At 36.3% G+C, this 21,423-nt stretch carries 21 protein-coding genes and 2 tRNA genes; 11 read left to right on the plus strand and 12 right to left on the minus strand.

Annotation, left to right across the window (positions count from 1 at the left end):
- Positions 1 to 42: 42 nt before the first annotated feature.
- Complete coding sequence (locus ACRD7B_RS14310; RefSeq protein WP_430825252.1) at positions 43 to 2,190, minus strand: carbohydrate binding family 9 domain-containing protein; 2,148 nt, start codon at positions 2,188 to 2,190, stop codon at positions 43 to 45.
- A gap of 186 nt (positions 2,191 to 2,376) precedes the next feature.
- On the opposite strand from ACRD7B_RS14310, the gene ACRD7B_RS14315 reads away from it, so the two are divergent.
- Positions 2,377 to 2,916 (plus strand): glutathione peroxidase, encoded by a 540-nt coding sequence (locus ACRD7B_RS14315; RefSeq protein ID WP_430825253.1) that lies wholly within the window; start codon positions 2,377 to 2,379, stop codon positions 2,914 to 2,916.
- A 176-nt stretch (positions 2,917 to 3,092) separates the two neighbouring features.
- On the opposite strand, the gene ACRD7B_RS14320 is transcribed toward ACRD7B_RS14315, so the two are convergent.
- From ACRD7B_RS14320 to ACRD7B_RS14330, 3 genes are all read right to left on the minus strand, one after another.
- The gene (locus ACRD7B_RS14320) at positions 3,093 to 3,629 is read right to left on the minus strand and encodes a hypothetical protein (RefSeq protein ID WP_430825254.1); all 537 of its coding nucleotides are present in this window, start codon (positions 3,627 to 3,629) and stop codon (positions 3,093 to 3,095) included.
- 93 nt (positions 3,630 to 3,722) lie between these two features.
- Positions 3,723 to 3,806: transfer RNA gene (locus ACRD7B_RS14325), tRNA-Leu, on the minus strand.
- Between the two features lie 92 nt (positions 3,807 to 3,898).
- Positions 3,899 to 5,299 (minus strand): MFS transporter, encoded by a 1,401-nt coding sequence (locus ACRD7B_RS14330; RefSeq protein ID WP_430825255.1) that lies wholly within the window; start codon positions 5,297 to 5,299, stop codon positions 3,899 to 3,901.
- A 151-nt stretch (positions 5,300 to 5,450) separates the two neighbouring features.
- Between ACRD7B_RS14330 and recO the strand changes: the two genes are divergently transcribed.
- The gene (recO, locus tag ACRD7B_RS14335) at positions 5,451 to 6,188 is read left to right on the plus strand and encodes a DNA repair protein RecO (RefSeq protein WP_430825256.1); all 738 of its coding nucleotides are present in this window, start codon (positions 5,451 to 5,453) and stop codon (positions 6,186 to 6,188) included.
- 139 nt (positions 6,189 to 6,327) lie between these two features.
- A complete protein-coding gene (locus ACRD7B_RS14340) occupies positions 6,328 to 7,470 on the plus strand; it encodes a methionine aminotransferase (RefSeq protein WP_430825257.1) in 1,143 nt (380 codons plus the stop codon).
- An 88-nt stretch (positions 7,471 to 7,558) separates the two neighbouring features.
- Here ACRD7B_RS14340 and ACRD7B_RS14345 read toward each other — a convergent pair whose 3' ends face one another.
- Entirely contained in the window at positions 7,559 to 8,335 is a 777-nt protein-coding gene (locus ACRD7B_RS14345) for a hypothetical protein (RefSeq protein WP_430825258.1), read from the minus strand.
- A gap of 355 nt (positions 8,336 to 8,690) precedes the next feature.
- Between ACRD7B_RS14345 and ACRD7B_RS14350 the strand changes: the two genes are divergently transcribed.
- A tRNA-Arg gene (locus tag ACRD7B_RS14350) sits at positions 8,691 to 8,762 on the plus strand.
- Positions 8,763 to 8,857: 95 nt separating this feature from the next.
- On the opposite strand, the gene ACRD7B_RS14355 is transcribed toward ACRD7B_RS14350, so the two are convergent.
- Complete coding sequence (locus tag ACRD7B_RS14355) at positions 8,858 to 9,118, minus strand: hypothetical protein (protein WP_430825259.1); 261 nt, start codon at positions 9,116 to 9,118, stop codon at positions 8,858 to 8,860.
- A 380-nt stretch (positions 9,119 to 9,498) separates the two neighbouring features.
- Here ACRD7B_RS14355 and ACRD7B_RS14360 point away from each other — a divergent pair, with 380 nt between their 5' ends.
- Complete coding sequence (locus tag ACRD7B_RS14360; RefSeq protein WP_430825260.1) at positions 9,499 to 10,620, plus strand: BamA/TamA family outer membrane protein; 1,122 nt, start codon at positions 9,499 to 9,501, stop codon at positions 10,618 to 10,620.
- Between the two features lie 22 nt (positions 10,621 to 10,642).
- The gene (locus tag ACRD7B_RS14365) at positions 10,643 to 11,446 is read left to right on the plus strand and encodes an MOSC domain-containing protein (RefSeq protein ID WP_430825261.1); all 804 of its coding nucleotides are present in this window, start codon (positions 10,643 to 10,645) and stop codon (positions 11,444 to 11,446) included.
- A gap of 3 nt (positions 11,447 to 11,449) precedes the next feature.
- Here the strand turns inward: ACRD7B_RS14365 and ACRD7B_RS14370 are convergent, their stop codons facing one another.
- Both ACRD7B_RS14370 and ACRD7B_RS14375 read right to left on the minus strand, forming a co-directional pair.
- Positions 11,450 to 12,571, minus strand: a complete 1,122-nt coding sequence (locus tag ACRD7B_RS14370; RefSeq protein ID WP_430825262.1) for a methyl-accepting chemotaxis protein — start codon at positions 12,569 to 12,571, stop codon at positions 11,450 to 11,452.
- Positions 12,572 to 12,793: 222 nt separating this feature from the next.
- On the minus strand, positions 12,794 to 13,018 hold the full coding sequence (locus tag ACRD7B_RS14375) for a hypothetical protein (protein WP_430825263.1): 225 nt from the start codon (positions 13,016 to 13,018) through the stop codon (positions 12,794 to 12,796).
- A gap of 169 nt (positions 13,019 to 13,187) precedes the next feature.
- Between ACRD7B_RS14375 and ACRD7B_RS14380 the strand changes: the two genes are divergently transcribed.
- Both ACRD7B_RS14380 and ACRD7B_RS14385 read left to right on the plus strand, forming a co-directional pair.
- Entirely contained in the window at positions 13,188 to 14,426 is a 1,239-nt protein-coding gene (locus ACRD7B_RS14380) for a sensor histidine kinase (RefSeq protein ID WP_430825264.1), read from the plus strand.
- A complete protein-coding gene (locus ACRD7B_RS14385) occupies positions 14,419 to 15,105 on the plus strand; it encodes a response regulator transcription factor (RefSeq protein WP_430825265.1) in 687 nt (228 codons plus the stop codon). Before ACRD7B_RS14380 ends, ACRD7B_RS14385 begins: the two co-directional genes overlap by 8 nt.
- Before the next feature lie 97 nt (positions 15,106 to 15,202).
- Here the strand turns inward: ACRD7B_RS14385 and ACRD7B_RS14390 are convergent, their stop codons facing one another.
- Positions 15,203 to 15,682: an aminoacyl-tRNA deacylase gene (locus tag ACRD7B_RS14390; RefSeq protein WP_430825266.1), complete on the minus strand. Its 480-nt coding sequence runs from the start codon at positions 15,680 to 15,682 to the stop codon at positions 15,203 to 15,205.
- Positions 15,683 to 15,888: 206 nt separating this feature from the next.
- On the opposite strand from ACRD7B_RS14390, the gene ACRD7B_RS14395 reads away from it, so the two are divergent.
- Genes ACRD7B_RS14395 through ACRD7B_RS14405 form a run of 3 tightly spaced genes read left to right on the plus strand, consistent with a single transcriptional unit; the run spans position 15,889 to position 17,587 of the window.
- Complete coding sequence (locus ACRD7B_RS14395) at positions 15,889 to 16,272, plus strand: DUF8840 domain-containing protein (RefSeq protein WP_430825267.1); 384 nt, start codon at positions 15,889 to 15,891, stop codon at positions 16,270 to 16,272.
- A 2-nt stretch (positions 16,273 to 16,274) separates the two neighbouring features.
- Positions 16,275 to 16,928 (plus strand): hypothetical protein, encoded by a 654-nt coding sequence (locus ACRD7B_RS14400; RefSeq protein ID WP_430825268.1) that lies wholly within the window; start codon positions 16,275 to 16,277, stop codon positions 16,926 to 16,928.
- 53 nt (positions 16,929 to 16,981) lie between these two features.
- Entirely contained in the window at positions 16,982 to 17,587 is a 606-nt protein-coding gene (locus ACRD7B_RS14405; RefSeq protein WP_430825269.1) for a TlpA family protein disulfide reductase, read from the plus strand.
- Here ACRD7B_RS14405 and ACRD7B_RS14410 read toward each other — a convergent pair.
- The 3 genes from ACRD7B_RS14410 to ACRD7B_RS14420 all read right to left on the minus strand — a co-directional run bounded on the left by ACRD7B_RS14410 (position 17,584) and on the right by ACRD7B_RS14420 (position 21,359).
- Positions 17,584 to 20,349 (minus strand): PAS domain S-box protein, encoded by a 2,766-nt coding sequence (locus ACRD7B_RS14410; protein ID WP_430825270.1) that lies wholly within the window; start codon positions 20,347 to 20,349, stop codon positions 17,584 to 17,586. The genes ACRD7B_RS14405 and ACRD7B_RS14410 overlap by 4 nt on opposite strands.
- A 294-nt stretch (positions 20,350 to 20,643) precedes the next feature.
- Positions 20,644 to 20,907, minus strand: a complete 264-nt coding sequence (locus tag ACRD7B_RS14415; protein WP_430825271.1) for a hypothetical protein — start codon at positions 20,905 to 20,907, stop codon at positions 20,644 to 20,646.
- Positions 20,908 to 21,017: 110 nt separating this feature from the next.
- The gene (locus ACRD7B_RS14420; RefSeq protein WP_430825272.1) at positions 21,018 to 21,359 is read right to left on the minus strand and encodes a hypothetical protein; all 342 of its coding nucleotides are present in this window, start codon (positions 21,357 to 21,359) and stop codon (positions 21,018 to 21,020) included.
- Positions 21,360 to 21,423 lie beyond the last annotated feature (64 nt).

Raw genomic sequence — 21,423 nt, forward strand, 5'->3', positions numbered from 1 at the left:
CTTAAGTTATTGTACTAAATATAGTAATATTTTTCGTTGGTATCATAAAGCTATTCGCCATATTAATTTACCCATAATGGTTGTTTGCTCTAACCGCATACCATTTGTTGTGTTGTATTGCTGATTAACTACAAAATAAAAGAAACTACCAATTTTTGGAATCCAGTTAATCCGATAGTTAATTAACATGTAATCACTTAGGTTATTCCATTGGGCAAATATACTCGTATGCATTTTAGGATTAAACGCATACTGAACCCTGGCACCCAATTCGTCGGTTACAAAATAGTCTTGAGGTAGATCAAGGTAATTACGTTGCCAATCTAATTCAAAATTCAAATGCTTGTTTAAATTAAGATAGCTTGTTAAATCCCATTCGTAACGCTTGCCAGTATAAAAATCGCCAACATCAATTATGGCATCCAATGCAATTCGTCTTCCTCGAAATGAGAAAAACTCCAAGACATAACGATTACCCCAGTAGGTTCCGGCCGGAATAAAAACAGAATCAACTAAATCAAATCCTTCATCCGGTTTGTCCATTTGATGAACAATATTGAATTCAAGTATATCACCACTTCGAGCCACAAAACCAAGTGGCCGCCATTCGTATTCCATTGATTCTGCCTTACCAGATTGTGGGTGCAGATACAAATTAAAATCAAGAGGTTTGAGGTTGTAATTACGAACAAAAGGCGTTTGCTTAAAACGTGGATTAAACTGCAACTCAGTAGAAAGTTTATGGTAATTTCTACGCTTAAGAAAACCCATTTCCGGATTAAAATTTTGCTGAACTGATGTAAATGACAAATCGTACTCCACAATATCGTTGGGATAACTTAAGGCAAGATGGTACGAAAGGTTGTCTTTATTCGAAATTTCTATGTCATCATATTCGGTTTCGGTTCCAGCCATTGTGGCTGTTAAAATAAGGTTCTTATTTGTCCACAAATTGGATGTTGAATAGATGAAGTCAGCACCGTAAGTTCGATTGTATCCTTTTTCTGAGAACTTCTGCATGGCTGTGATACCAATGCTCGATTGCTCAAATAAATCTTGCTTAACACGAATAAGTGAAAAATTAGTTGATGGAAGAGAATCTAGACTATTTGTTTGAATGGACATTAGTCCAACATTGGTTCCTTTTAGTTTACCAAATAAACGTACCCCTCCAATGATGGGCACTTCTCTGTTTTGCTCAATACCAATACGCCTAGAATAGAACAATTCCGTTGGCCCAACTTCTGAACGATAGTTGTTCTTACCTTCCAAAAAAAATTGTCGTTTCTCAGGGTAAAACAAGGAAAACCGGGTGAGATTAATTTGTTGCCTATCGGATTCAACTTGCGCAAAATCAGTATTCGCTGAAAAGTTTAATTTCAAAGTAGGTGTAATGTCTAAATTCAGTTCGCCACCAACCTTTAGCTTAGTTTCACTCTCACTTTCATTAAATTCAACGCCCGATAATAAATAGGGCATCAGTTCAATTTTTGTGCCTTGCTTAATGTCCTTTAAGCCTGTTAATGTTCCAGCTTGTGAAATTCTTTCCAAATCAAAATTTCTCGTCCACCCTTGCCATAATACTTGTTCGTTTTTACGGCGAATATTACGTTCGAAGTTGATGCCCCATACCTGCGTTACCTCACCTTTAAATTTTAGTGTGCTAAAGGGAATTACAAACTCAGCAAACCAGCCTTCGTCTGTTATAGATGTTGCTACGTCCCACACCCCATTCCAATCCTTATTAAAATCCTGTCCTTCATCACCCACCCACACATCAGCCATGGCGCCATTAGGGTTGGTTACAAACAAGTAACCATTCCGATTATCATTAAATGGGCTTACGATAATTTCAAAATTATCATCACTTCGCCAGCTGAAATCGCGTTGCATTTGCCGGGCAATTATTTTTGAAGCATCACTATCGTAACACCAAACTCCCACATATAGATTAACATCTGAGAACACAATTGCAACCTTTGTAAGCTCCGTAGCAAGTTCACCTTCTTTCTGTTCTCTTTGTGTGAAATTATCAATGGCTAATGCCTGTGTCCAACAAGCTTCATTTAGTTTACCGTCTAATGTAATTTTCTCATCAACAGGGTAGGCTACGAGATGATCTACATTTGCTTCTTGAGCCACCAAATGGCCTATAAAAAGAAGGAATATGAATGTACTAGTGAGTCTCATAACGACACTTTGAAAACATTTATAAGAACTTATAAGTTATTAATTAATATAGCTATTACAAAATCGTATTAATTTATTTCACTGAAAATCATAACCATCCGACACCGATTTGAAGAACAAAACATTGCATTTGTAAGGATTTTCATACATGAACGACCAATCAATCAAATAATTTAAACACACATTATGAATCGATTATTACTAAGTTTAACTATTGTGCTAATAGGAATTACTGGTACAAAAGCACAAGAATCATTTTACGATATTAAAGTAAACACGCTGGAAGGTGAAGCATATACCCTCAGCGAATTAAAGGGTAAGAAAATAATGGTTGTTAATACGGCCAGTAAATGCAAGTATACCAAGCAGTACGAAATGCTTGAATTGCTCTACAAAAAATATGAGCAACAAGGATTTATTGTCCTGGCATTTCCTTCAGAAAGTTTTGGAGATACCGAGTTTGAAGATGATGAAGAAATTCGAACTTTTTGTACCAAACACTATGATATAACCTTTCCAATCTTTGAAAAAGTTGAGATATCAAAAAGTGAAATGCACCCAATTTATCAGTGGCTAACACAAAAAAGCAAAAATGGCAAACAGGACAGTAAGGTGAAGTGGAATTTCCAGAAGTACTTGATTGATGAAAATGGACAACTAGTTGATGTACTATCACCGGGCAAGAAACCCTACAATAAAGATGTTATTGAATGGATCGAAAGTTAGTGTGAAAGCCTCCCTCTTGGAGGCTTTTTTATTCTATCTGAGCCAAAGGTATTTTATCATACACCAACTTTACGTCATCAATTATTATAATACTGCCAATTGCGCCCCATTATAACTTAACGAAGATATCTGTAAAGACGAATGCTGGCAATAGATCACTATCCATGCTTACAATTTTACTGCCAAAATATAAATAATATAATAGCTACAACAATGCCAATGCTTGATAGCACTATTCCTCTTTTAAACAATCTGGTATTTGGTTTATACATCCAAAATGAAGAGATGGCCAAAAAAAGTAAGAGAATACCATAAACCGTCGCGAACCAGTGTAGTACCTCGCGGCTAATGGCCTTATGCATGAAATTCATTTTATCAATTAAATATGGATATTCCATAAGCGTATAACGAACTTCACCAGTCAGCTTATTATAAGTGCCTTCATCAAAAGCTATGGTCTCTTTTGTTTCATTAGTAAACCTTAAGTGGCGAATATCCAACTTATCGCTTAATTCAGATCGTTTTAAGTTGGCTTCAAGTTTAAGGGCATAGTTGTTCTCTACCTTAAAAACATCCGTATCACGATATATTAATACAATGCCACTAATGCTAAAAACAATGGTAATACCAACGGTTAAAAATCCAATATCTCGATGTAATTGTCGAATGACTTTCTGAATTGAACGCTTCGACCTTGCTTCTTTCTGCTTCATATATAACTATTCTGTTTAGATGGTGAATTTAATGAAACTTTAAAAAAGAGATATAAAAAAGCCTGACACTAAACGTATCAGGCTTTCTTACTGTACCCAGAGCCGGGATCGAACCGGCACGATATTGCTATCACTGGTGTTTGAGACCAGCGCGTCTACCAATTCCGCCATCTGGGCAAAACACTCTATTGAGCTTTTTTGCGGTTGCGAAGATAAGTCAAATCGCGTGTTCTGCAAAAAAAATCTGATAAAATGTTTTAATTTCTTAACTACACCTTTTCAAGTGCTTCTTTCTTAGCATCTATCCTTTTTACAACGATTCCATATATAATAAGAGAGATAGCAGATATTGTTGCCACTCCTACGAAGAAGAACCATATATAATGAGCATTGTCGTATGCTGTTAATTTCTGAGTCTCAGTTAAAGTCAATGGATCAGGACAAAACTTCTCCAATAGAAATCCTGAAGAAATAAATCCAAACAACGATGAAAAAAACGAATGCAAATGGCTAAAACCAAGATAAAGTCCCTCTTCCCCCTTGGGTGCTTGCAACGAGAAATATTCCAAGAATCGAGGCGAAATGAAAGACTCTGCCAAGCCTTGAAATGCAATGCCTATAATCATCATTAAAGCAATAGGATGCATCACCATAAATCCAAGGTTAATGTCATCAACATTAATCATATTTCCAGAAGCCATTGCTAAAGCAGATATTGGCATAATAAACATACCTATGGTCATCGAGAATAAGGCACTTCGTTTTCTTAACCAAGCTGTTATAGGCCCTACTGTTAAAAATACAATTAAAGGATTTACATTGGCATACCATGACGGAGAAGCTTCCTCTCCTGCCATTCGCAATACATATTTAGGCATGGTAGCATATAATTGATGTTGGACCATCCAGAACCCTGTGATAATGACAATCAGAATAATTAATCGTGCATTTAGACAAACACGTACTAATGCACGCCATATTTCCCCAATCGACTTTCCTTCGCCACTTCTTACCGTAGGACGGAAGAATAAGAAAACGGCTATTAATGCCAGTAAAGTCATTCCAGCTGAGAAATAACTAATGTTAATTAAACCAACATTACCCATAGCCTCGCGTAATGGTTTAACAATTGTTTTTCCTGAGAAAGAACCAATATTTACGATGGTGTAAAAAATAGAAAAACCTGTAGCCCTGTTTGCTACAGAAGTCTCCTTAGCAACAGTCCCTGTTATTACAGATTTAATGAAGCTTCCTCCAATGATAATCAATGCCATAATAGGAAGTATAGCGTATTTACTATTTGACTCACGCAAGCCAGTAAACTCGGTTGAAAAACCATACTCAGCTAATCCTGCCGACTCAAGTAGAGTTGGTAAAACGCCCAATCCTGCATAACCAATACTCAAAAAGGCAAAAGCCATGATAAGCGATTTCTTAAAACCAATTTTATCAGCATAAGCACCTGCAAAGGTCGGTAAGAAATACAGAAGAGCACTAAACGAGCCAGCGATAGTTGCTGCTTCAACATCACTAAAAGCCAAAATTCGCGATAGATAAAGCGTGATTACAATAAAAACACCATAGTAAGCCGCGCGTTCAAGCAACTCGGCAAAGTTCGCTACCCAAAATGCATTGCTAAACCGTTTAAAAAATCCTACCTTCTCTTCCATGTTTATCTCTTTTCCTTATATATTATTCTTGTAATAGACATTTGCTGGCAAAAATAAGGAGATTACTCAGAGCTGCAACCTTTCAGCCCATTTTGGAATAATTTTAACATTTTCCACTTAGAGTTTATAAACTGCTACGTATTTTTGTACTATGATTCATGCAAGTAGAGGCATTGTCCTTAACCACATCAAATACAAGGAAAACAGCATAATTGTTAACATTTACACCGAAGAACTTGGTCGGCAAGCGTATGTTGTAAATCGGGTGCGAACATCAAAAAGCAAAGGAAATACAGTTTTGCTACAGCCTCTTACTTTGCTAGATATGCAGGTATACCATCGCCCAAAAGCTGAATTACATCGAATTAAAGACTTTAAGGTTGCACATCCACAAGTATCCATCCCCTTTCAGCAAGACAAGCGCACTATTGCCTTTTTTCTTACTGAGATGATGTACAAGGTACTGCGAGAGGAAGAAAAGAACGAAGCCTTATTTGCTTTTATCTATGAAGCCATCATGGTATTCGATGCAGATATAGACGGCAACCATAACTTTCATTTATTCTTTCTATTTCAATTAAGTCGCTTTTTAGGTTTTGGACCAGCTAGCAACGACTCCGTTCATAATTCACATTTCGATTTACTCAATGGAAATTTTATTAAGCAAGAACCTACTCATGGCTATTTTGTTCATGGCGATATATTAAAGTATTGGGAGCAACTATTTAAACTTCAAATATCAGACTTATCGCAACTACAAATGAGTAGCTCAGTTCGTAACGATATTTTAAATGCGCTCATCCTCTTTTATCAACTTCACCTCGATGGCCTGGGCGAATTTAAAACCCTAAGCGTATTACGACAGTTATACAATAATCCCGATCGTTAGCAGCCTGCGACAATGTATTGGTCAAATAATTGAGCGCGTTAGTTTAAAAAAGATCAAATAATCGAAAATAGAAGTCGATATTGTGCCACGGTTTCCTTAAATTTAATAATTAATAAGGACCATCACTATAGCACCAATTATGCAAATAAGTCCTAAGTACCATAACTTATCGTCAAGTTTTATTTCAACTTTGAATCCACTAATCAGTGAATATGACGCTATTAATTTGGCCGAAGGTTACACTGGTTTTCATTGCTCAAAGGCATTAATTGAACTCGTCAACAAACACTTACGCGAAGGACTAAATCAGTTTGCACCCTTTGAAGGAGAATTCGCACTGCGCGAAAAAATCGCAACTAAAACGGAGCACTTATACAGTCGTATTTATCAGCCAGAAACGGAAGTAACAATTACGGCAGGTGTAGCACAAGCTATGTTTACAGCCATTTCGGCCCTTGTTAAAGAAGGTGACGAAGTAATTGTTTTTGAACCGGCTAACGAATATTGCGTACCAGCCATTGAGATGAATGGCGGACAAGCTGTTTTTGTACCAATGAAAGAACCCGATTACCATATTGACTGGGAAGAGGTTCAGAAAATGATTAGCACAAAAACACGAATGATTATTATTAATACGCCTCATAGTCCTACTGGATGGGTTATGAGTGAGATTGATATGATTCGCTTACAACGCATCATCAACGGTACCAAAATAATCATCCTGAGTGAAGAAACCTTTGAACACATTGTGTTTGACGGCGAATCACACCAAAGTGTTTCACTTTACCCTAAGTTAGCTGATCGAAGCATTATTATTTCTTCATTTGGTGAAACCTACCATGTTACAGGATGGCAAATAGGTTATTGTCTGGCCCCCAAAGAAATTATGCGCGAATTTAGGCAAGTGCATCAAGTGATGATGCAAAGTGTTAATTCTCCTTTTCAATTGGCAATAGCCGAATACCTCGATAATAAAGAAGAATACCTGAATTTGAAGGCGTTTTATCAGAAGCGTCGTGATTATTTTCTAGAGCTAATGGAAGGATCAAAGCTCAAACCAATTATGGGGAAAGGTACCTTTTTCCAGCTCTTTAGTTTCAGTGCCATATCCGACGAGAAAGATAAGGACTTTGTCATTCGATTAATCAAAGAACATGGCGTCGCCGTTATGCCAATTAGTGCATTCTGCCACGAGAAAGTCAAGAAACAAATAATAAGAGTAAACTTTGCGAAGCCTGATGAATTATTGCAGGAGGCGGCTCTGAGATTTAAACAGCTTTAGTGTCGTACCTGCTAAGACAAAGCAATTAATCCATCTCAGCTTATACAAATCAAAGGCTCATCGACAAAAATCAATGAGCCTTCTTATATTATTCCTCAGGAATATAGGATAGTTTATCTTGATACCAGCCCAGCGAATTTTCAATCTTACGGGTAATCTTAATGGTTTTGGCCCATAACTCCTTCATACCTTCCACCTCTTCGAGTTGTTTGTTGGCTACATCAGTCATTGCACCATATTCAGTACGGTCTTTAAATCGTGATATAATCCACATCATTGGTCGATCAGAGCCCAAACCTCCTACATAGGTAGAAAATCCTAAATCAATATTATTATCCTGGTACAACTTAACCCAGTCTTTCATCAGTTGCTTTGCCTCCTTCATTTGGCCGGGCAGCACATACCAAGCCATTACATCAGTAAGCGGATAATCCAATGCTCCACGTGCACCTGAAGGTGATGTATAAGATAAGGACTCCACCCATGTCATTATGCATTCGGTCGAACCATGGTAATTGCCATTAAAAGCATCGAAGGTACGATCCCAGCCAGCTTTATCTTTCTGATAGTGTTGATCCCAATCGCTGAATAAGCTATCCAGCGAAGCAAAGCTCTTACCTACCGGATAATTGTAATAGAAATTGAATTCATCATCACTAAATATATACACAGGGTAAGGATAACTTTTTTCTTCAAGAAAAGCTCTAAAGCCCGTTACCGCTTCCTTATACTCAAGATACTTTGAGGGCTTTACCTCATCTACCACCACATAAAACTTACGTGTTTCCTTTTTATCCTGTGCATTAAGCAAAGTTGGCATACTTAAAAGTGCTGCCATACACCATAACAATAAAGATGTTTTCATAATCCTTGTGTTTTAGATTAAATAATACAAATAGGAATTTAAAGCCTGATTAAATTAATCTGCGATTCTGCCGGGGATTAACCATTGCCATAAGCAATATGATCGAGTTATCATTTTGCTATTCAACTGGATAAGATTCGTAAGATAAAGCTAAACACATGACAAAGTCAATCTTTCATGGCACTTTTATTATTGACTTCAATAAATTAATGCCTCGAGATAACGGCTATAGTACTAAAAAAGTAAGTCGACACTTATGAATGTTTTACAAATTGATTACTTTTGCAGCAACAAAACAAAGTCCCTTAGTTCCCCTGATAGCTATTAGGGGGGATAGAATGACTAGTTTTTTCAAAGTCCCTTAGTTCAACGGATAGAATAGCAGTTTCCTAAACTGTAGATATGGGTTCGATTCCCGTAGGGACTACTAAAAAGCCTGCAATCATTAGATGTGCAGGCTTTTTGTTGATATTAGCAAGATCGCTATAAAATTTTTACAGCTTAAAAAATTGGTTATTTAAGTTATTGAAGGGCTTTTTCTATTTTTGCATCTGCAAAAAGAGTTGTCATCACTACCGGATACTTAATATCAATAACTTTTTTCTTAATTTTCTTTGTTGACACTGTACCACTTGGACATAGACCTTGCTCTACTTCATGAATGTTATTTGAGGCTATTAACTCTCCGGTTTTACTGTATATCTCTAAAGTAAGATTGTATGTTAATTCTGTAGCCAACATCAATATATTAATAGATTTCGCATCAGATCGCCATTTTTTCATTATTACTAAAATTATAAATGTCAGCTTCCTGACTATTTAAATCTTTTGTGATAGTTTCTTTGGAGCTTGTGTAATTGGTTTTGATTTGTGAAATGGCATCGTTTGTTTCACAAATTTCCAGTCTAATTTGAAATGAAAAGATAAACGCCCAATTAATGGGATTTGTAGAAGAGAATTTTATAAATTCCGACTTTAGTCGGTTAATAGTGAAAAAGTATATTTGAAAAGTAAGAGCCTCCACGGTTTGAGTGAAAAATAATTAAGACGTTTTATTTTACACTCCTATTTTTACTCGAATATTTATCATTAATTTTACTCGAAAGATTCATAAAGCTAATGAATGGCCATTATCCATATTATTTTATCTTTAAACTAAATAAATGATACTCCCTCATAAAACAAAAACACTTTCACTAAGAACACTAATGCTAGTGTTACTTGGCACTTTATTTATCAACACGATATCGGCTATTCAAAATAAGAAGAGCAGTAAACCCGACTCACTCAAGAAAGTGAAAATTGCGGCTATTCCAATCATCAATTACAACCCTTCGCAAGGATTAGTGATTGGAGCCATGGGGCAAGGTTTTTATAAACTTAATGCTAAGGATACCATCTCACCTTCTTCATCGAGTGGTATTTTCGGTATGTACACCACGAATAAAACCTACTTTGTTTCTCTTTTTCAACGTTTGTATTTTAATGAAGATAAATGGCGCGGAATGTTTGCAGCCGGCTTTGGCCAAATGAACTTCCAGTTTTGGCAACAACTTCCCATCGAAGGAGGCACCTTTATTGATTTTAACACCAATGCAAGTTTTGCTTTAGCTCGTATGGAACGAAAAGTTTACAAAGAATTATACGTGGGTCTGGAAGGCGTCATCTCACGGGCAGAAACGGAATATGATATTCCTGATTTCTTTCCCGACAGTCTTAGGTACGATAAGCGTAACATGAATAATTTAGGATTACTTTTAAACTTTGATAAACGCGAACACCAAATGAACCCTTACTCGGGTTTTAATATCGCCTTCAAAAATAGCCTCTATGCCACATGGCTCAATAGTGGCAATGACTTTAACAAAACCGAACTGACCTACAATCATTACTACCAAATTAATAACGAACGTAACATTCTGGCTACTCGATTTAAAACAACAATAGCGTCAGGCGATGTTCCTTTTCAGGGACAAAGTGTTGTTGGGAAAGATGACATAAGAGGCTATACAGCTGGCAAGCATCGCAACAATCAGGTTTATGCATTACAGACAGAGTACCGTTGGCGATTTTATAAGAAATTTGGCATGGTTGGTTTTGCAGGCGTCGCAAGTGCCGTAAATAATATCAAAGATATTCCCAAAAGTGAATTTCTTCCTGGAGCAGGCCTTGGCTTTCGATTTTTAATGTTGCCTTCCGAACGAATTAACGTTGGATTTGATATTGCAAAAGGAAAAGATGATTGGGGTTTGTATTTTAGAATTGGTGAATCATTTGGAAGATAATTTCTCCATTAATTTTATGTGCATGCAAAAACTAAGCTTAAGTCAAATATACATTTACCCAATAAAATCGATGGGTGCAATTTCCCTTAAGGAATGTAAGTTGGATCGTTTTGGATTACTTCACGATAGACGCTGGATGGTGGTTGACACAGATGGCAACTTCCTGACCCAACGACAACATGCTGAAATGTGCCTATTTGAAGTTAATCAGCTTGACGATGGCTTACAGATATTACATAAAAAACAAAGTCATATTGATATTAAAGTGCCCTTTGAACCACTAACACAGAAAAGCATTGAAGTAACAGTTTGGAACGATAAGTGCAAAGCTATAATCGTGGACGAAAATATTGACAAGCAATTAAGTAGCATTTTTAAACAGCCTGTTCATCTGGTAAAGATGCCAGAATCTGAAATTCGTCAGGTAGATACAAGTTATACTCCCCAAGGTACAATTACTGCTTTTACCGATGGTTTTCCATTATTAATGATCAGCCAGGAATCACTTGACTTATTAAACTCTAAACTTGAAAAACCAGTTGGGATGCTACGTTTTCGACCAAACCTTGTTATTACGGGTGGAGACGCTCACGTGGAAGATCAAAAAGCTAAATTTACCATTGATAGTTGTGTATTTGAAGGCGTAAAACCTTGTTCGCGTTGTGTCGTCACTACCATTGAACCTAATACTGCTATAAAAAGACCAGAGCCATTACGTACTTTAACGCAATACCGCATTCAGGATGGAAAGGTCATGTTTGGTATGAATGTGTTTCATCACCACTCAAATTGCAGCATAAAAGTTGGTTCAAGCATCAATTATTAATCACTAGGTCAATCTGAAAAAAGATAATTTCTTTATTAGTTCCGAAGCCTGATCGGATAATTGATTTGAGGTGGAAGACATTTCCTCCGAGATTGCAGCGTTGCTTTGTGTTGTAGTGTTAATATCGTGAATAGCCGAATTAATCTGAGAAGCACCTTGCGATTGTTCCTGACTCGATGAGCTTATCTCCGACACTAATTCCTCATTTTTCTTTATCAATGGTAAGGTTTCTTGTAATTTGGCCATGGCATCTTCAGCCACATCATTTCCATCTTTGGTAAAGGCTTCTATTTCCTGTGCGGCTTTTTTACTGCGCTCAGCCAACTTACGAACTTCACCAGCAACCACACCAAATCCCTTACCTTCATCACCGGCTCGCGATGCTTCAACCGCAGCATTTAAAGCTAGTAGATTAGTTTGTACGGCTATCTCGTCAATCACCTTTATTTTTTCACTAATCTGTTGCATGGTCAAAAGCGCCTTCTTGGTCTTTTCAAAACTTTCTAAAACCGATTGATTTGTTACTGTAGAATTTGATTTTGTTTCACCCGCATTTTGGGCATTGGCATCAATGTTCGAAGCCATCTCTTCCATCGATGACGATATTTCCTCAACACCAGCGGCTTGTTGGTTCGCTCCACTTGCTAAATCACGAGCTGTTGAACTGATTGTTTCGCCCATTTGATTAACTTGATTAGCCGAGGTTTCAACTTCTTTTATAACGCCACTAATATTTTGTTGCAACATTTCGATGGATTCATGTATGGTCAAAATTTCACCTTTCAATAATCCGTTAAATTCCTTGTGAGCCGACGAAATATTGCCTTTAGCAATCTCGCGCAATTGCTGCGTAATTCTTTGTAAGGGGCGTTTCACTTGTAAAAACACAAGGTATTGTAAAATTATGGTCACTATTACACCCACTAATAAGGCCACCCAAATCGGAAATTTCTCAGGGTTGTCATAATGAATACGGCTATTCACAACTGTGTAAAACACATTTATCATCCACAGTGCGCCAATTTTAAAGAAGATACTATTCTTAAATAAAGCCTTTAGAACAAAATAGCCAACAACGCCAACTATAATTCCTATAACCGCCAATCTTAAAACAACTGATTCCATAAAAACAATTTATAAAAGACAATAGTGCTCTAACAAATATAACAATAATAACACTTATCTCTGCTTAGGCTTATAATTTTTCCTACAATTACCATCTAACGCAAGATGTATAGTTGTTAAAGCACCTTATTACGTCATGCAACACCAATAGTTACAGTTTATTCCATAAAAAAAGCGGCTACCAAAATATGGCAACCGCTCCCTTATGTTATTTGAAAGAAATTATCCTTTCTTCTCTTCTTTCTTTGCACATTCTTTTTTCTTGTCACATGCTTTCTTCTCGTCGCAAGCTTTCTTTTCAGAACAAGCTTTTTTCTCAGAACATGCTTTCTTTTCACATGCTTTTTTCTCCTTTTTTACAGGCTCTTGTGGAGCAGATGCGATAGCAGGTGAAGCAATAGCTAATGTAAATACAAATAATACAGATAGAATTAAAGTCCTTTTCATAATAGTGAAATTAAAATTGTTAAATATGTTTTTAATTTTGACAATACAAATCTATTGTGCTCTGATGTAAAAGTACGTTATCATCTTGTTAATCGTTGTTAACAGGATGTTAAAATCGGACAAGTAAGTCTTTTAATGAGTAAATTTGTCCTAATCATACACTTATGAAATGATCAAACTAAAAAACAACAAGCTTCTATCTATCGCCACCTTTGTAGCTTTGGCCGTTTTACTCTTGATTCAAGTGCGTTTTGTGTTAAAATCAGCACGACTTGAAGAGCAGAATTTTAATCATCGTGTGGTAATGGCATTGAAAGATTCCCGCGATGAAATTGGTCGCCGACTCTGTTCTGATATGAACCGCTTTTTGTGTGGTAAAGATTGCCCTAATGCTATTCGTCACACTAAAAACGCAGAGGTGGATAGTATTATACGCGCCAATTTATGTATTTACCAACTGCCACTTGAGTTTACCTTTGAACTTAACGACGACAATCCTATAACTGAAAACACTAAGTTTTTCGGGGTTAAGTATTACCAGCAATCCTTGAACGGATTACTTCAACAAGAGGGCATAGGCATACGACTTGAATTCCCCGATAGAAATATGTTCCTAATGGCGCAAATGCGTGGTTTATTTATTGTATCAATCATAGTTATTCTGTTCTTGGTTGCATCTTACATCATTTTATTAAGATCAATGAAAAGTGAACAGCTACAAATGGCACGCACTAAAGAATTTGTGAATAACATGTTGCATGAGTTTCAAACACCATTGGCAAATATTCGCTTAGCCGCGAATTTAATACGTAAAAAAAACAAACCTTCCTCGGAAGTAAAGACCGATGAGTATACGCAGGTAATTTTAAACGAATACCAGCGAATGCACGAGCATGTGGATAACATTCTGAAAATATCCTGCGATTCGCCTGATAAATGTGAAAAGAACATTGTTGACATGAAGCCTATAATTGAAGAAGTAGCTTCATCGTATAACTACAGAATTAACGATGCTGGTGGTGTTCTTCACGTTGATTTAAAAGCACAGGATCATCATATTTTCAGCAATAATGGTCGTTTCTCACAAGTTGTATCTAACCTGCTCGACAACGCCATTAAATACAGCAAGGAGAAACCTGAAATAACAATTGAATCCGAATCAAGCAATACCTCATTAAAAATAAGCATTGCCGACAAAGGCATTGGTATCGAGAAAAAGAATTTAGCACATATATTTGACCAATACTATCGAGTGGGCACAGGTGATGTGCATAATGTTAAGGGCTTTGGACTTGGATTGAACTTTGTGAAAAAAGTGATTGAAGAACACAAGGGAAGCATTAAAGTAGAAAGCGAACCAGGAGTTGGGACAACATTTATCATTTTTATACCTTTAGCACATGGCTAAAATTCTTTTAGTAGAAGATGATGTAAGCATGGGCTTTTTGCTGGTTGATTTTTTAGAATCAAACGGTTTTGATGTGAAACTGTACAAGGATGGTCTCAAAGGCTTAGAGGCGTTCAAGAATGGTAGTTATGACTTTTGTATTCTCGATGTTATGCTTCCTGGCTTAGATGGTTTTAGCATTGCCGAACACATTCGAAAAATTAACACGCAAGTACCTATTATCTTTCTGACAGCCCGTTCGATGAAGCAAGATAAAATTAAAGGATTTGCTCTGGGTGTTGATGATTACGTTACTAAACCATTCGATGAGGACGAATTACTTTGTCGAATTCATGCAATTCTAAACCGTATTAATACAGAAGAAAACGTTACGACTGATAAAAATGTAAATTGTCAGATTGGAAGTTTTAAATTCGATTCGGAGAATCAGATTCTTGTCAACGGTTCCGACTCTAGAAGATTAACTCAGAAAGAGAGTATGGTATTAAACATCTTATGCCAATCGATAAATAACATCGTAAAACGCGAAGATATACTCATTGCGATTTGGGGAGAGAATGACTATTTCCACGGAAGAAGCTTAGATGTTTTTATAGCTAAACTTCGAAAATACCTTAAGGATGATTCAAGTGTGAGTATTGAAAATGTGCCGAAAGTAGGATTCGTACTCAACGCGTAAATAAAAGAGCTTGTCCAAAAGCAACTATACTAAGTGTTTACTGAGATGCTCGTTCTGTGTTTTTGGACAAACTCTTACTCACTATTTACCTTATCGATTAGGCATCGGCAAATGCCATCCTTGAAACTTTCACAACTGTGGGATGCACCAGTTTCTGGTAATCTTTGTAAGTCATCTGAATCAGCTCTGAATGATTACAGGCATTAAAGGCAATGTTTTCATCTTCGGTTAATTTTTCTGCTACAAAAACTTCCATATTATACAGATTGCCAAAAGGTGGCTGAGCACCAACTTCACAATCCTTAAACACATCTTTAAATTCCATTTCTGTGGCCAGGCGCACATCTCTTGCTCCAGTGGCACGACGCAGTTCATTTAAGTCAACCTGATACGAAGCAGGCAAAACGGTCATGCACATTTTACCATCGATCCTTACCATTACTGTTTTTGCAATCTCATTTCCCGAAATATGCGAATAAGCAGCCGTTTTCTGAGCGGTATAGGCCCTTGAATGCACGATACGCTTATAGTTAATCTTTTGATGGTTTAAATATTCTTCTAATTGTGTTAGTGGCATAGCATTGTACTCCTATTTAGTTAGTGATTATACAATTAAAAAAGCAAGTAGAATTTACGACAGAAATAAGCTTGTGTAAATAGCTTTAATGCAAAAAATGAAGAGATATTAAGTATTTAATCGAAACCAATAAAGATCAAATAATCCACAGCCAGCCATTTTTGTTTTCGATGAATTTATAGCACTTTTGTGAAAAATGAATGAAGATGGGAAAAGGGAAGCAAATGACGAAAGAAGAACTCCATTTTTTAGGAATTAAAGTGGTGTATAAAGATATGGTTGACAAAGGTTACAAAGTACTGAATGTACGAAACGAAACGGATGTTAACCCACAAATATTGGCATCGAAAGATGATAAACGCTACTTCATTGTTGTTCGCACTACACCTTATCCTGAAATGGGCATTCTTTTACCAACTTTGGCCGCTGAAGTAATGCACCACGCAACAAAACACAATGCGACATGTTTATTTGCCAGTGTAGGCATAGCTAATGCCAATGGCGAAACTGAAGAAGAAATGAGTAAACCTGAATTAAACGGTGAATATTACATCAACTACAAAGGCCTTCAATCCTTTCCAAGTTATTAATTATGAAGAAATACTTAAACGATTTTTTAGTCTTTTACCGTAAATACCGTTGGTGGGTAATTGGTGGTTTGTTCTTTCTTTTAATGATGCAAATTTGCAGTCAAGGAGGGAGAGTTAACCAAAGTTTGGATGTGAAGAAGGAAGTGGTGCAATCGGAAGAGATTGTTGATGACGGATTATTACAGCCACTTGGTGCGTCGCGAAATGAAGATATTAAACCGCAGCAAAACCCAAGTCTAAATTCAATCTTCATACTCGTTATTTTTGGTTTGCTATTTTACATCGCCATGAAACGTGGTTTATTTAAAAAGTTTGCTCCTTCAATTGTTTGGGTGACATTGGGGCTAAAGCGATTAAATAATCAGCGCCTGGCTAAAATTGGCATTGTTAATCAAACCAAGGAAAGTAAAACTTTTCAGGCACCTGTTATTGTATTTGCAGGTATTGGTCAGAAAACAAAACGATTTAAACTTAAGACCAATCTTAACAGTGTGTTTCCCTTGACCCTTACACCTGGCACCTCGCATCAATTAACCATTAATATTGACCAATTTCGAACAAAGGCCAACTTAACTAATTCATATAAGTTAGTAAAAATTGAAGTTGAATCGGATGGTGTAAAAGAGCATTCTTCGTTTTGGAAGTTTTTATTTTAGTAAGCAAAATGCTTTTAAGCTTATTATAACTTGAAAGAAATTATATTTGTGAAATGAGAAAGGGATTTTGGTCAGAACAGTGGTATAAGTATCGTCGTAAAAAAACGGTTTGGGGCATAAGCTTCGATTTTATTTTTACGGCCTTGGTTATAGCAATGGTTTTTCCCACTTCACGTAAAGTTGTATCAGCAACCATTATCCGTTACAGCATGTTTCAACCTCGCGAAACGGAAGATGTTATCTATGTTAAAAATTCTGATCTTAACTGGTACGTTGAGGATCTTGAGGGCAGTCGTGTAGAGATAAAAGAGCTTAGAGACAAACCCTTGTTTATAAATTTTTGGGCTACCTGGTGTCCTCCTTGCATTGCCGAAATGCCATCGATTCAGCGCCTATACGATGTGTATAAAGATGATGTTTATTTTATTCTTGCCAGCTCTGAGCCGGCAGGCACATTGAAAAAATTTATTGAAAAGAAAGAATATACATTTCCTGTTTATGTGCTTCGTCAGAATGTGCCTGACATATTCGCTTCACGTAGCATTCCAGCTTCGTTTTTGATATCTCCCGAAGGTAAAATAATTATGAAAAAACAAGGTGCAGCCCGCTGGGATGGTAAAAAAGTAAAACATCTGTTGGACAAAATGATAAATAATTAGTAAATATTTAAATACTGACTAATTTTATCTTTCAACTCCGATGATCGAATGGGTTTAGTCAAATATTCAGTAAATACGTCTCCATATTTTTCTCGTTCAGTTGATAAAGCAAAGGCTGTTTGAGCTATTATTGGCAAGTCAGTCTTAAACGTTCTAATTTCTTTAGCTGCTGAATAGCCATCCATAATTGGCATTTTTATATCCATCAATACCAACTTAATATCATCGTTCTGCCGACACATTTCTACCGCTTCTTTACCTGTACTAGCTGTTAGTATATTAAATTGGGAACTACCAAGTAGGGTAGATAAATAAATCAAAGATGTTTCATCATCTTCGGCAATTAATATGGTTGATTTATGATTTCCATTTAACACTGGCGACGCCTCAACTTTATCTACTGCACCCATCTTCTTATCTACTTTATTATTGGGTAATGAGAAATAAAAACACGTACCCTTTCCGGCTTCTGATTCAACACTTATGGCACCATTCAATATTTCAATATAACCTTTTGAAATGGACAATCCCAAGCCAGAACCCTCATATCCACTAGCGACATTTAAATCGGCCTGAACAAATCGATCAAAAATAGCATCAAGTTTCTCTTTAACAATGCCAATACCTGTATCGCTCACATAAAAGAGCACCTCGTTTTCCTTACATTTATAACCAAAAGTGATACTACCTTTTTTAGTAAACTTAACCGCATTTTTAATAAGGTTGGTTAAGATGGCGTATAACTTTTCCCGATCAGTAACAAGCACGGCTTTATCTTCAGGTAAGGCACATTCCAGCTTCAGTTCAATGTCTTTCTGCTGGCATTCTTCTTTAAAAAAAGAATATAAGAAATGGAGCTGCTTATTGATATTAGTTTGCTCTAACATTACTTCCATTTGACCTGCTTCTATCTTCGAAATATTAATCAAATCGTTGATAATATTAAGCATCCGATTTCCACTCTGCTCTATAATACTAATAAATGATTTTTGTTCCTCTCCTGATAAATTAGGTGTTTTAAGAAGCTCAGCAAAACCCATAATTCCATTCATAGGCGTACGAATTTCATGGCTCATGTTTGCTAAAAAAGCCGACTTTAGATGATCACTTTCTTCTGCTTTGTCCTTAGCGCGTATCAATTCGTTTTCGATTTCTTTTCGTTGCGTAATATCTACTATTAAGCCTCTTATTCCACAAGGCTTACCTTGCCGTATTATCGGTGTTGAATAAATTATAACCGGAAATCTAGAACCATCCTTTCGAAGCCCAACATATTCATTATTACTATTTTCACCTTTTAATATTTTGGGAATATTTGCTTCTACTTGCTTATGGCATTCAGGTGCTATACACTCCATTACATTCAAACCCTTTTCAAAATCCTCTTGAGTATATCCAAAGGTTTCCTTGGCTTGACGATTGACAAAAGTTAATCTGCCATCCAAATCCATTTCATAAACCAGCTGTGGCAACAAATCGACCGTTTCCTTAAATTTCAATTCGCTTTCAACTAAAGCTTCTTGTGTTTGCTTCCTGTCCGTAATATCTTCGTAGGTTCCAAGAATCCCGAACACCTTTCCCTCATAATCGACCAATGGTATTTTATTTGTTTCCAACCAACGCTTTTTCTTGTCCACCCCTAGTTGAGGTTCTAATATGTAAAATTCAGCCTTTCCACTCTCCATCACATGCTTATCCCAAACCCTATAACTATCCGCCTCCTCCTTAGTCCAGGCGCAATCATAATCCGTTTTACCAACAATTTCAGAAGCTGAATTAAAACCTGCTATTTTAGCGAACTTTTCGTTACAACCTAAATAAACTGAATTGGTATCCTTCCAAAAAATGTAAGATGGTATAGTATCCATTATGTGTTTACGCATCGAATTTGACTCGAGCAATTTCAAAGCGTAGCGTTTACTTTCTGATACATCTTTTGCATAAAACGAAGCTCCCACTACCTTTCCATTCACTTGAATGGGATTCATAGAAACTTCTAAATAGAAAGACTCATTGCCTACATCAACTTTATCTGTAAAAGAAAATTGCTCGTTAAATGATCGGTCATATCGTTTTTTCCAAACATCACGAAGCTGCTCCGGTAAAGATTCAAGCAAATTAACTCCTTCACGCAACTGAACACCAAAGGAGTGAAAAAATGATGTGGCAAAATTTTCGTTGACATATTGAATTTCATAATCCGTGTTAATTGACCAGATATTCTCAAGTGAATTTTCTATAATAGATTTTAAATTAGCTTCGCTTTCGCGCAAAGCCTTTTGTGCGATTTTGCGCTTGGTTATATCAACTAAGGTAAACTGTAAAAAACTTTTTGAACCTACTTCAAATCGCAATAAATGTACTTCTGCATCCCAATATTCGCCGGTAGGCGTTTGATGCAACCATTCAAAAACATAGGAGCCTTTTTCCATGGCAATTCTAACGTTTTCTATCACCAATTCTTCTGATGATCTTCCATCATATTGCTTAGGAGCAGATACTTCAAGCGGTGTTAATTTTAAAACATCTTCCTTTGAACTTAAGCGGTAAAAATCAACAGCCACCTGATTGCAATCAATGAAGCGTTTACTTTCAGCATCCATTATCACATTTGGCATGTATGAATTTTCAAATGCTAACTTTCGATAATTCTCAATTGAAGTAATGGCTTTTTCATCTACCAACTTTATGGCACCAAGTTTCTTTTTTAACGCTACATTCTCCTGAACTAATTCATCGTATGTTTGCTTTCTATCTCTCATCCTCCAAGCATTAAACAAATAAGTAACTACAAACTGTGGGTGTAATGCTGATAAACCTAAAAGTTAAGATCCCCAATAACTCATAGGTACTACGACTCTTTAATATACAATTTTATTTGAATATGTAAAAGCCTAAACCTTGACAATCAACAAAATCTACTTATTAAACCAACAATTACTTTGTTTTGTTTCAAGGCAAAGAAAATGCCTATGTAATGAAACCCAGGTTTTCTAGATCATAGCTATTCCAGGAAAGACTTTTAAAAAAAAGAATATTATCTCAAAGAAAAAAGTTTATGACTTTTCCAAAGTCAAATCAACAGCATCCACTGCCAATTTATGCCCAAGATAGCCACCTATTGCAGCACCAATTAAACCAAATGGCATAGCACTCATTAAATCACCTGTTACCTTAAATGCAATGGCAACAATTAAAAATTCCAATGACAGCCATAAAAGAATCATTGTAACAATGTACTTGGAAACCTTATGTCCTTTAGGGCGAACAATCTTACCTATTCGCTTACTTAAAAAGATGATAACAATTATTTCGAGCATGTTTTTAATCAAATAATTATTTGCTCGCAAAACTAATGCTTTATCGACTATTAAACTATTATTAAAGCATTGTTACCGATATTGATTTTTACATTGAGTTGATACGCGGCTTAAGCAAAAATATTTTCAAGTCCTGAATCACGAATAAACAAACAGGTTGTTTTAGTTTCATCAACCATTTTATCCATAAAAACAAAGTTGGGTTTCGCGTCCAAACCAAATATATTGAGATCAGCCTCAGGCGGATTTTTTATTAACACATTAAAGTTATCAATATAAACTCCCACTTCAGTTTTGGGTAAACGGGCATGATCAATCAATTCAGTCATAAAATGAAGGGCTTGCTCCTTCTGCTCTTCATTATCAACAACTGTAACCAGGCGAATTTTTGCTCCCCAATTGCGTTTTAATTTATAAGCTACCAATACTGCTGATGCGTTAAAATTAGTCACCAAATAATTTTAGTTGTTCTTTGACATCTTGATTGATTTGATATTCTGTAAGCAGTTCTTGTAT

This window comes from Carboxylicivirga fragile, from assembly GCF_050589805.1.
Taxonomy (GTDB): Bacteria; Bacteroidota; Bacteroidia; order Bacteroidales; family Marinilabiliaceae; genus Carboxylicivirga; species Carboxylicivirga fragile.

Bases quoted from the DNA above. Each gene is read 5' to 3' on its own strand.
- ACRD7B_RS14310 (WP_430825252.1), bottom strand. From the start codon at position 2,190: ATGAGACTCACTAGTACATTCATATTCCTTCTTTTTATAGGCCATTTG.
- ACRD7B_RS14315 (WP_430825253.1), top strand. From the start codon at position 2,377: ATGAATCGATTATTACTAAGTTTAACTATTGTGCTAATAGGAATTACT.
- ACRD7B_RS14320 (WP_430825254.1), bottom strand. From the start codon at position 3,629: ATGAAGCAGAAAGAAGCAAGGTCGAAGCGTTCAATTCAGAAAGTCATT.
- ACRD7B_RS14330 (WP_430825255.1), bottom strand. From the start codon at position 5,299: ATGGAAGAGAAGGTAGGATTTTTTAAACGGTTTAGCAATGCATTTTGG.
- recO (WP_430825256.1), top strand. From the start codon at position 5,451: ATGATTCATGCAAGTAGAGGCATTGTCCTTAACCACATCAAATACAAG.
- ACRD7B_RS14340 (WP_430825257.1), top strand. From the start codon at position 6,328: ATGCAAATAAGTCCTAAGTACCATAACTTATCGTCAAGTTTTATTTCA.
- ACRD7B_RS14345 (WP_430825258.1), bottom strand. From the start codon at position 8,335: ATGAAAACATCTTTATTGTTATGGTGTATGGCAGCACTTTTAAGTATG.
- ACRD7B_RS14355 (WP_430825259.1), bottom strand. From the start codon at position 9,118: ATGAAAAAATGGCGATCTGATGCGAAATCTATTAATATATTGATGTTG.
- ACRD7B_RS14360 (WP_430825260.1), top strand. From the start codon at position 9,499: ATGATACTCCCTCATAAAACAAAAACACTTTCACTAAGAACACTAATG.
- ACRD7B_RS14365 (WP_430825261.1), top strand. From the start codon at position 10,643: ATGCAAAAACTAAGCTTAAGTCAAATATACATTTACCCAATAAAATCG.
- ACRD7B_RS14370 (WP_430825262.1), bottom strand. From the start codon at position 12,571: ATGGAATCAGTTGTTTTAAGATTGGCGGTTATAGGAATTATAGTTGGC.
- ACRD7B_RS14375 (WP_430825263.1), bottom strand. From the start codon at position 13,018: ATGAAAAGGACTTTAATTCTATCTGTATTATTTGTATTTACATTAGCT.
- ACRD7B_RS14380 (WP_430825264.1), top strand. From the start codon at position 13,188: ATGATCAAACTAAAAAACAACAAGCTTCTATCTATCGCCACCTTTGTA.
- ACRD7B_RS14385 (WP_430825265.1), top strand. From the start codon at position 14,419: ATGGCTAAAATTCTTTTAGTAGAAGATGATGTAAGCATGGGCTTTTTG.
- ACRD7B_RS14390 (WP_430825266.1), bottom strand. From the start codon at position 15,682: ATGCCACTAACACAATTAGAAGAATATTTAAACCATCAAAAGATTAAC.
- ACRD7B_RS14395 (WP_430825267.1), top strand. From the start codon at position 15,889: ATGGGAAAAGGGAAGCAAATGACGAAAGAAGAACTCCATTTTTTAGGA.
- ACRD7B_RS14400 (WP_430825268.1), top strand. From the start codon at position 16,275: ATGAAGAAATACTTAAACGATTTTTTAGTCTTTTACCGTAAATACCGT.
- ACRD7B_RS14405 (WP_430825269.1), top strand. From the start codon at position 16,982: ATGAGAAAGGGATTTTGGTCAGAACAGTGGTATAAGTATCGTCGTAAA.
- ACRD7B_RS14410 (WP_430825270.1), bottom strand. From the start codon at position 20,349: ATGAGAGATAGAAAGCAAACATACGATGAATTAGTTCAGGAGAATGTA.
- ACRD7B_RS14415 (WP_430825271.1), bottom strand. From the start codon at position 20,907: ATGCTCGAAATAATTGTTATCATCTTTTTAAGTAAGCGAATAGGTAAG.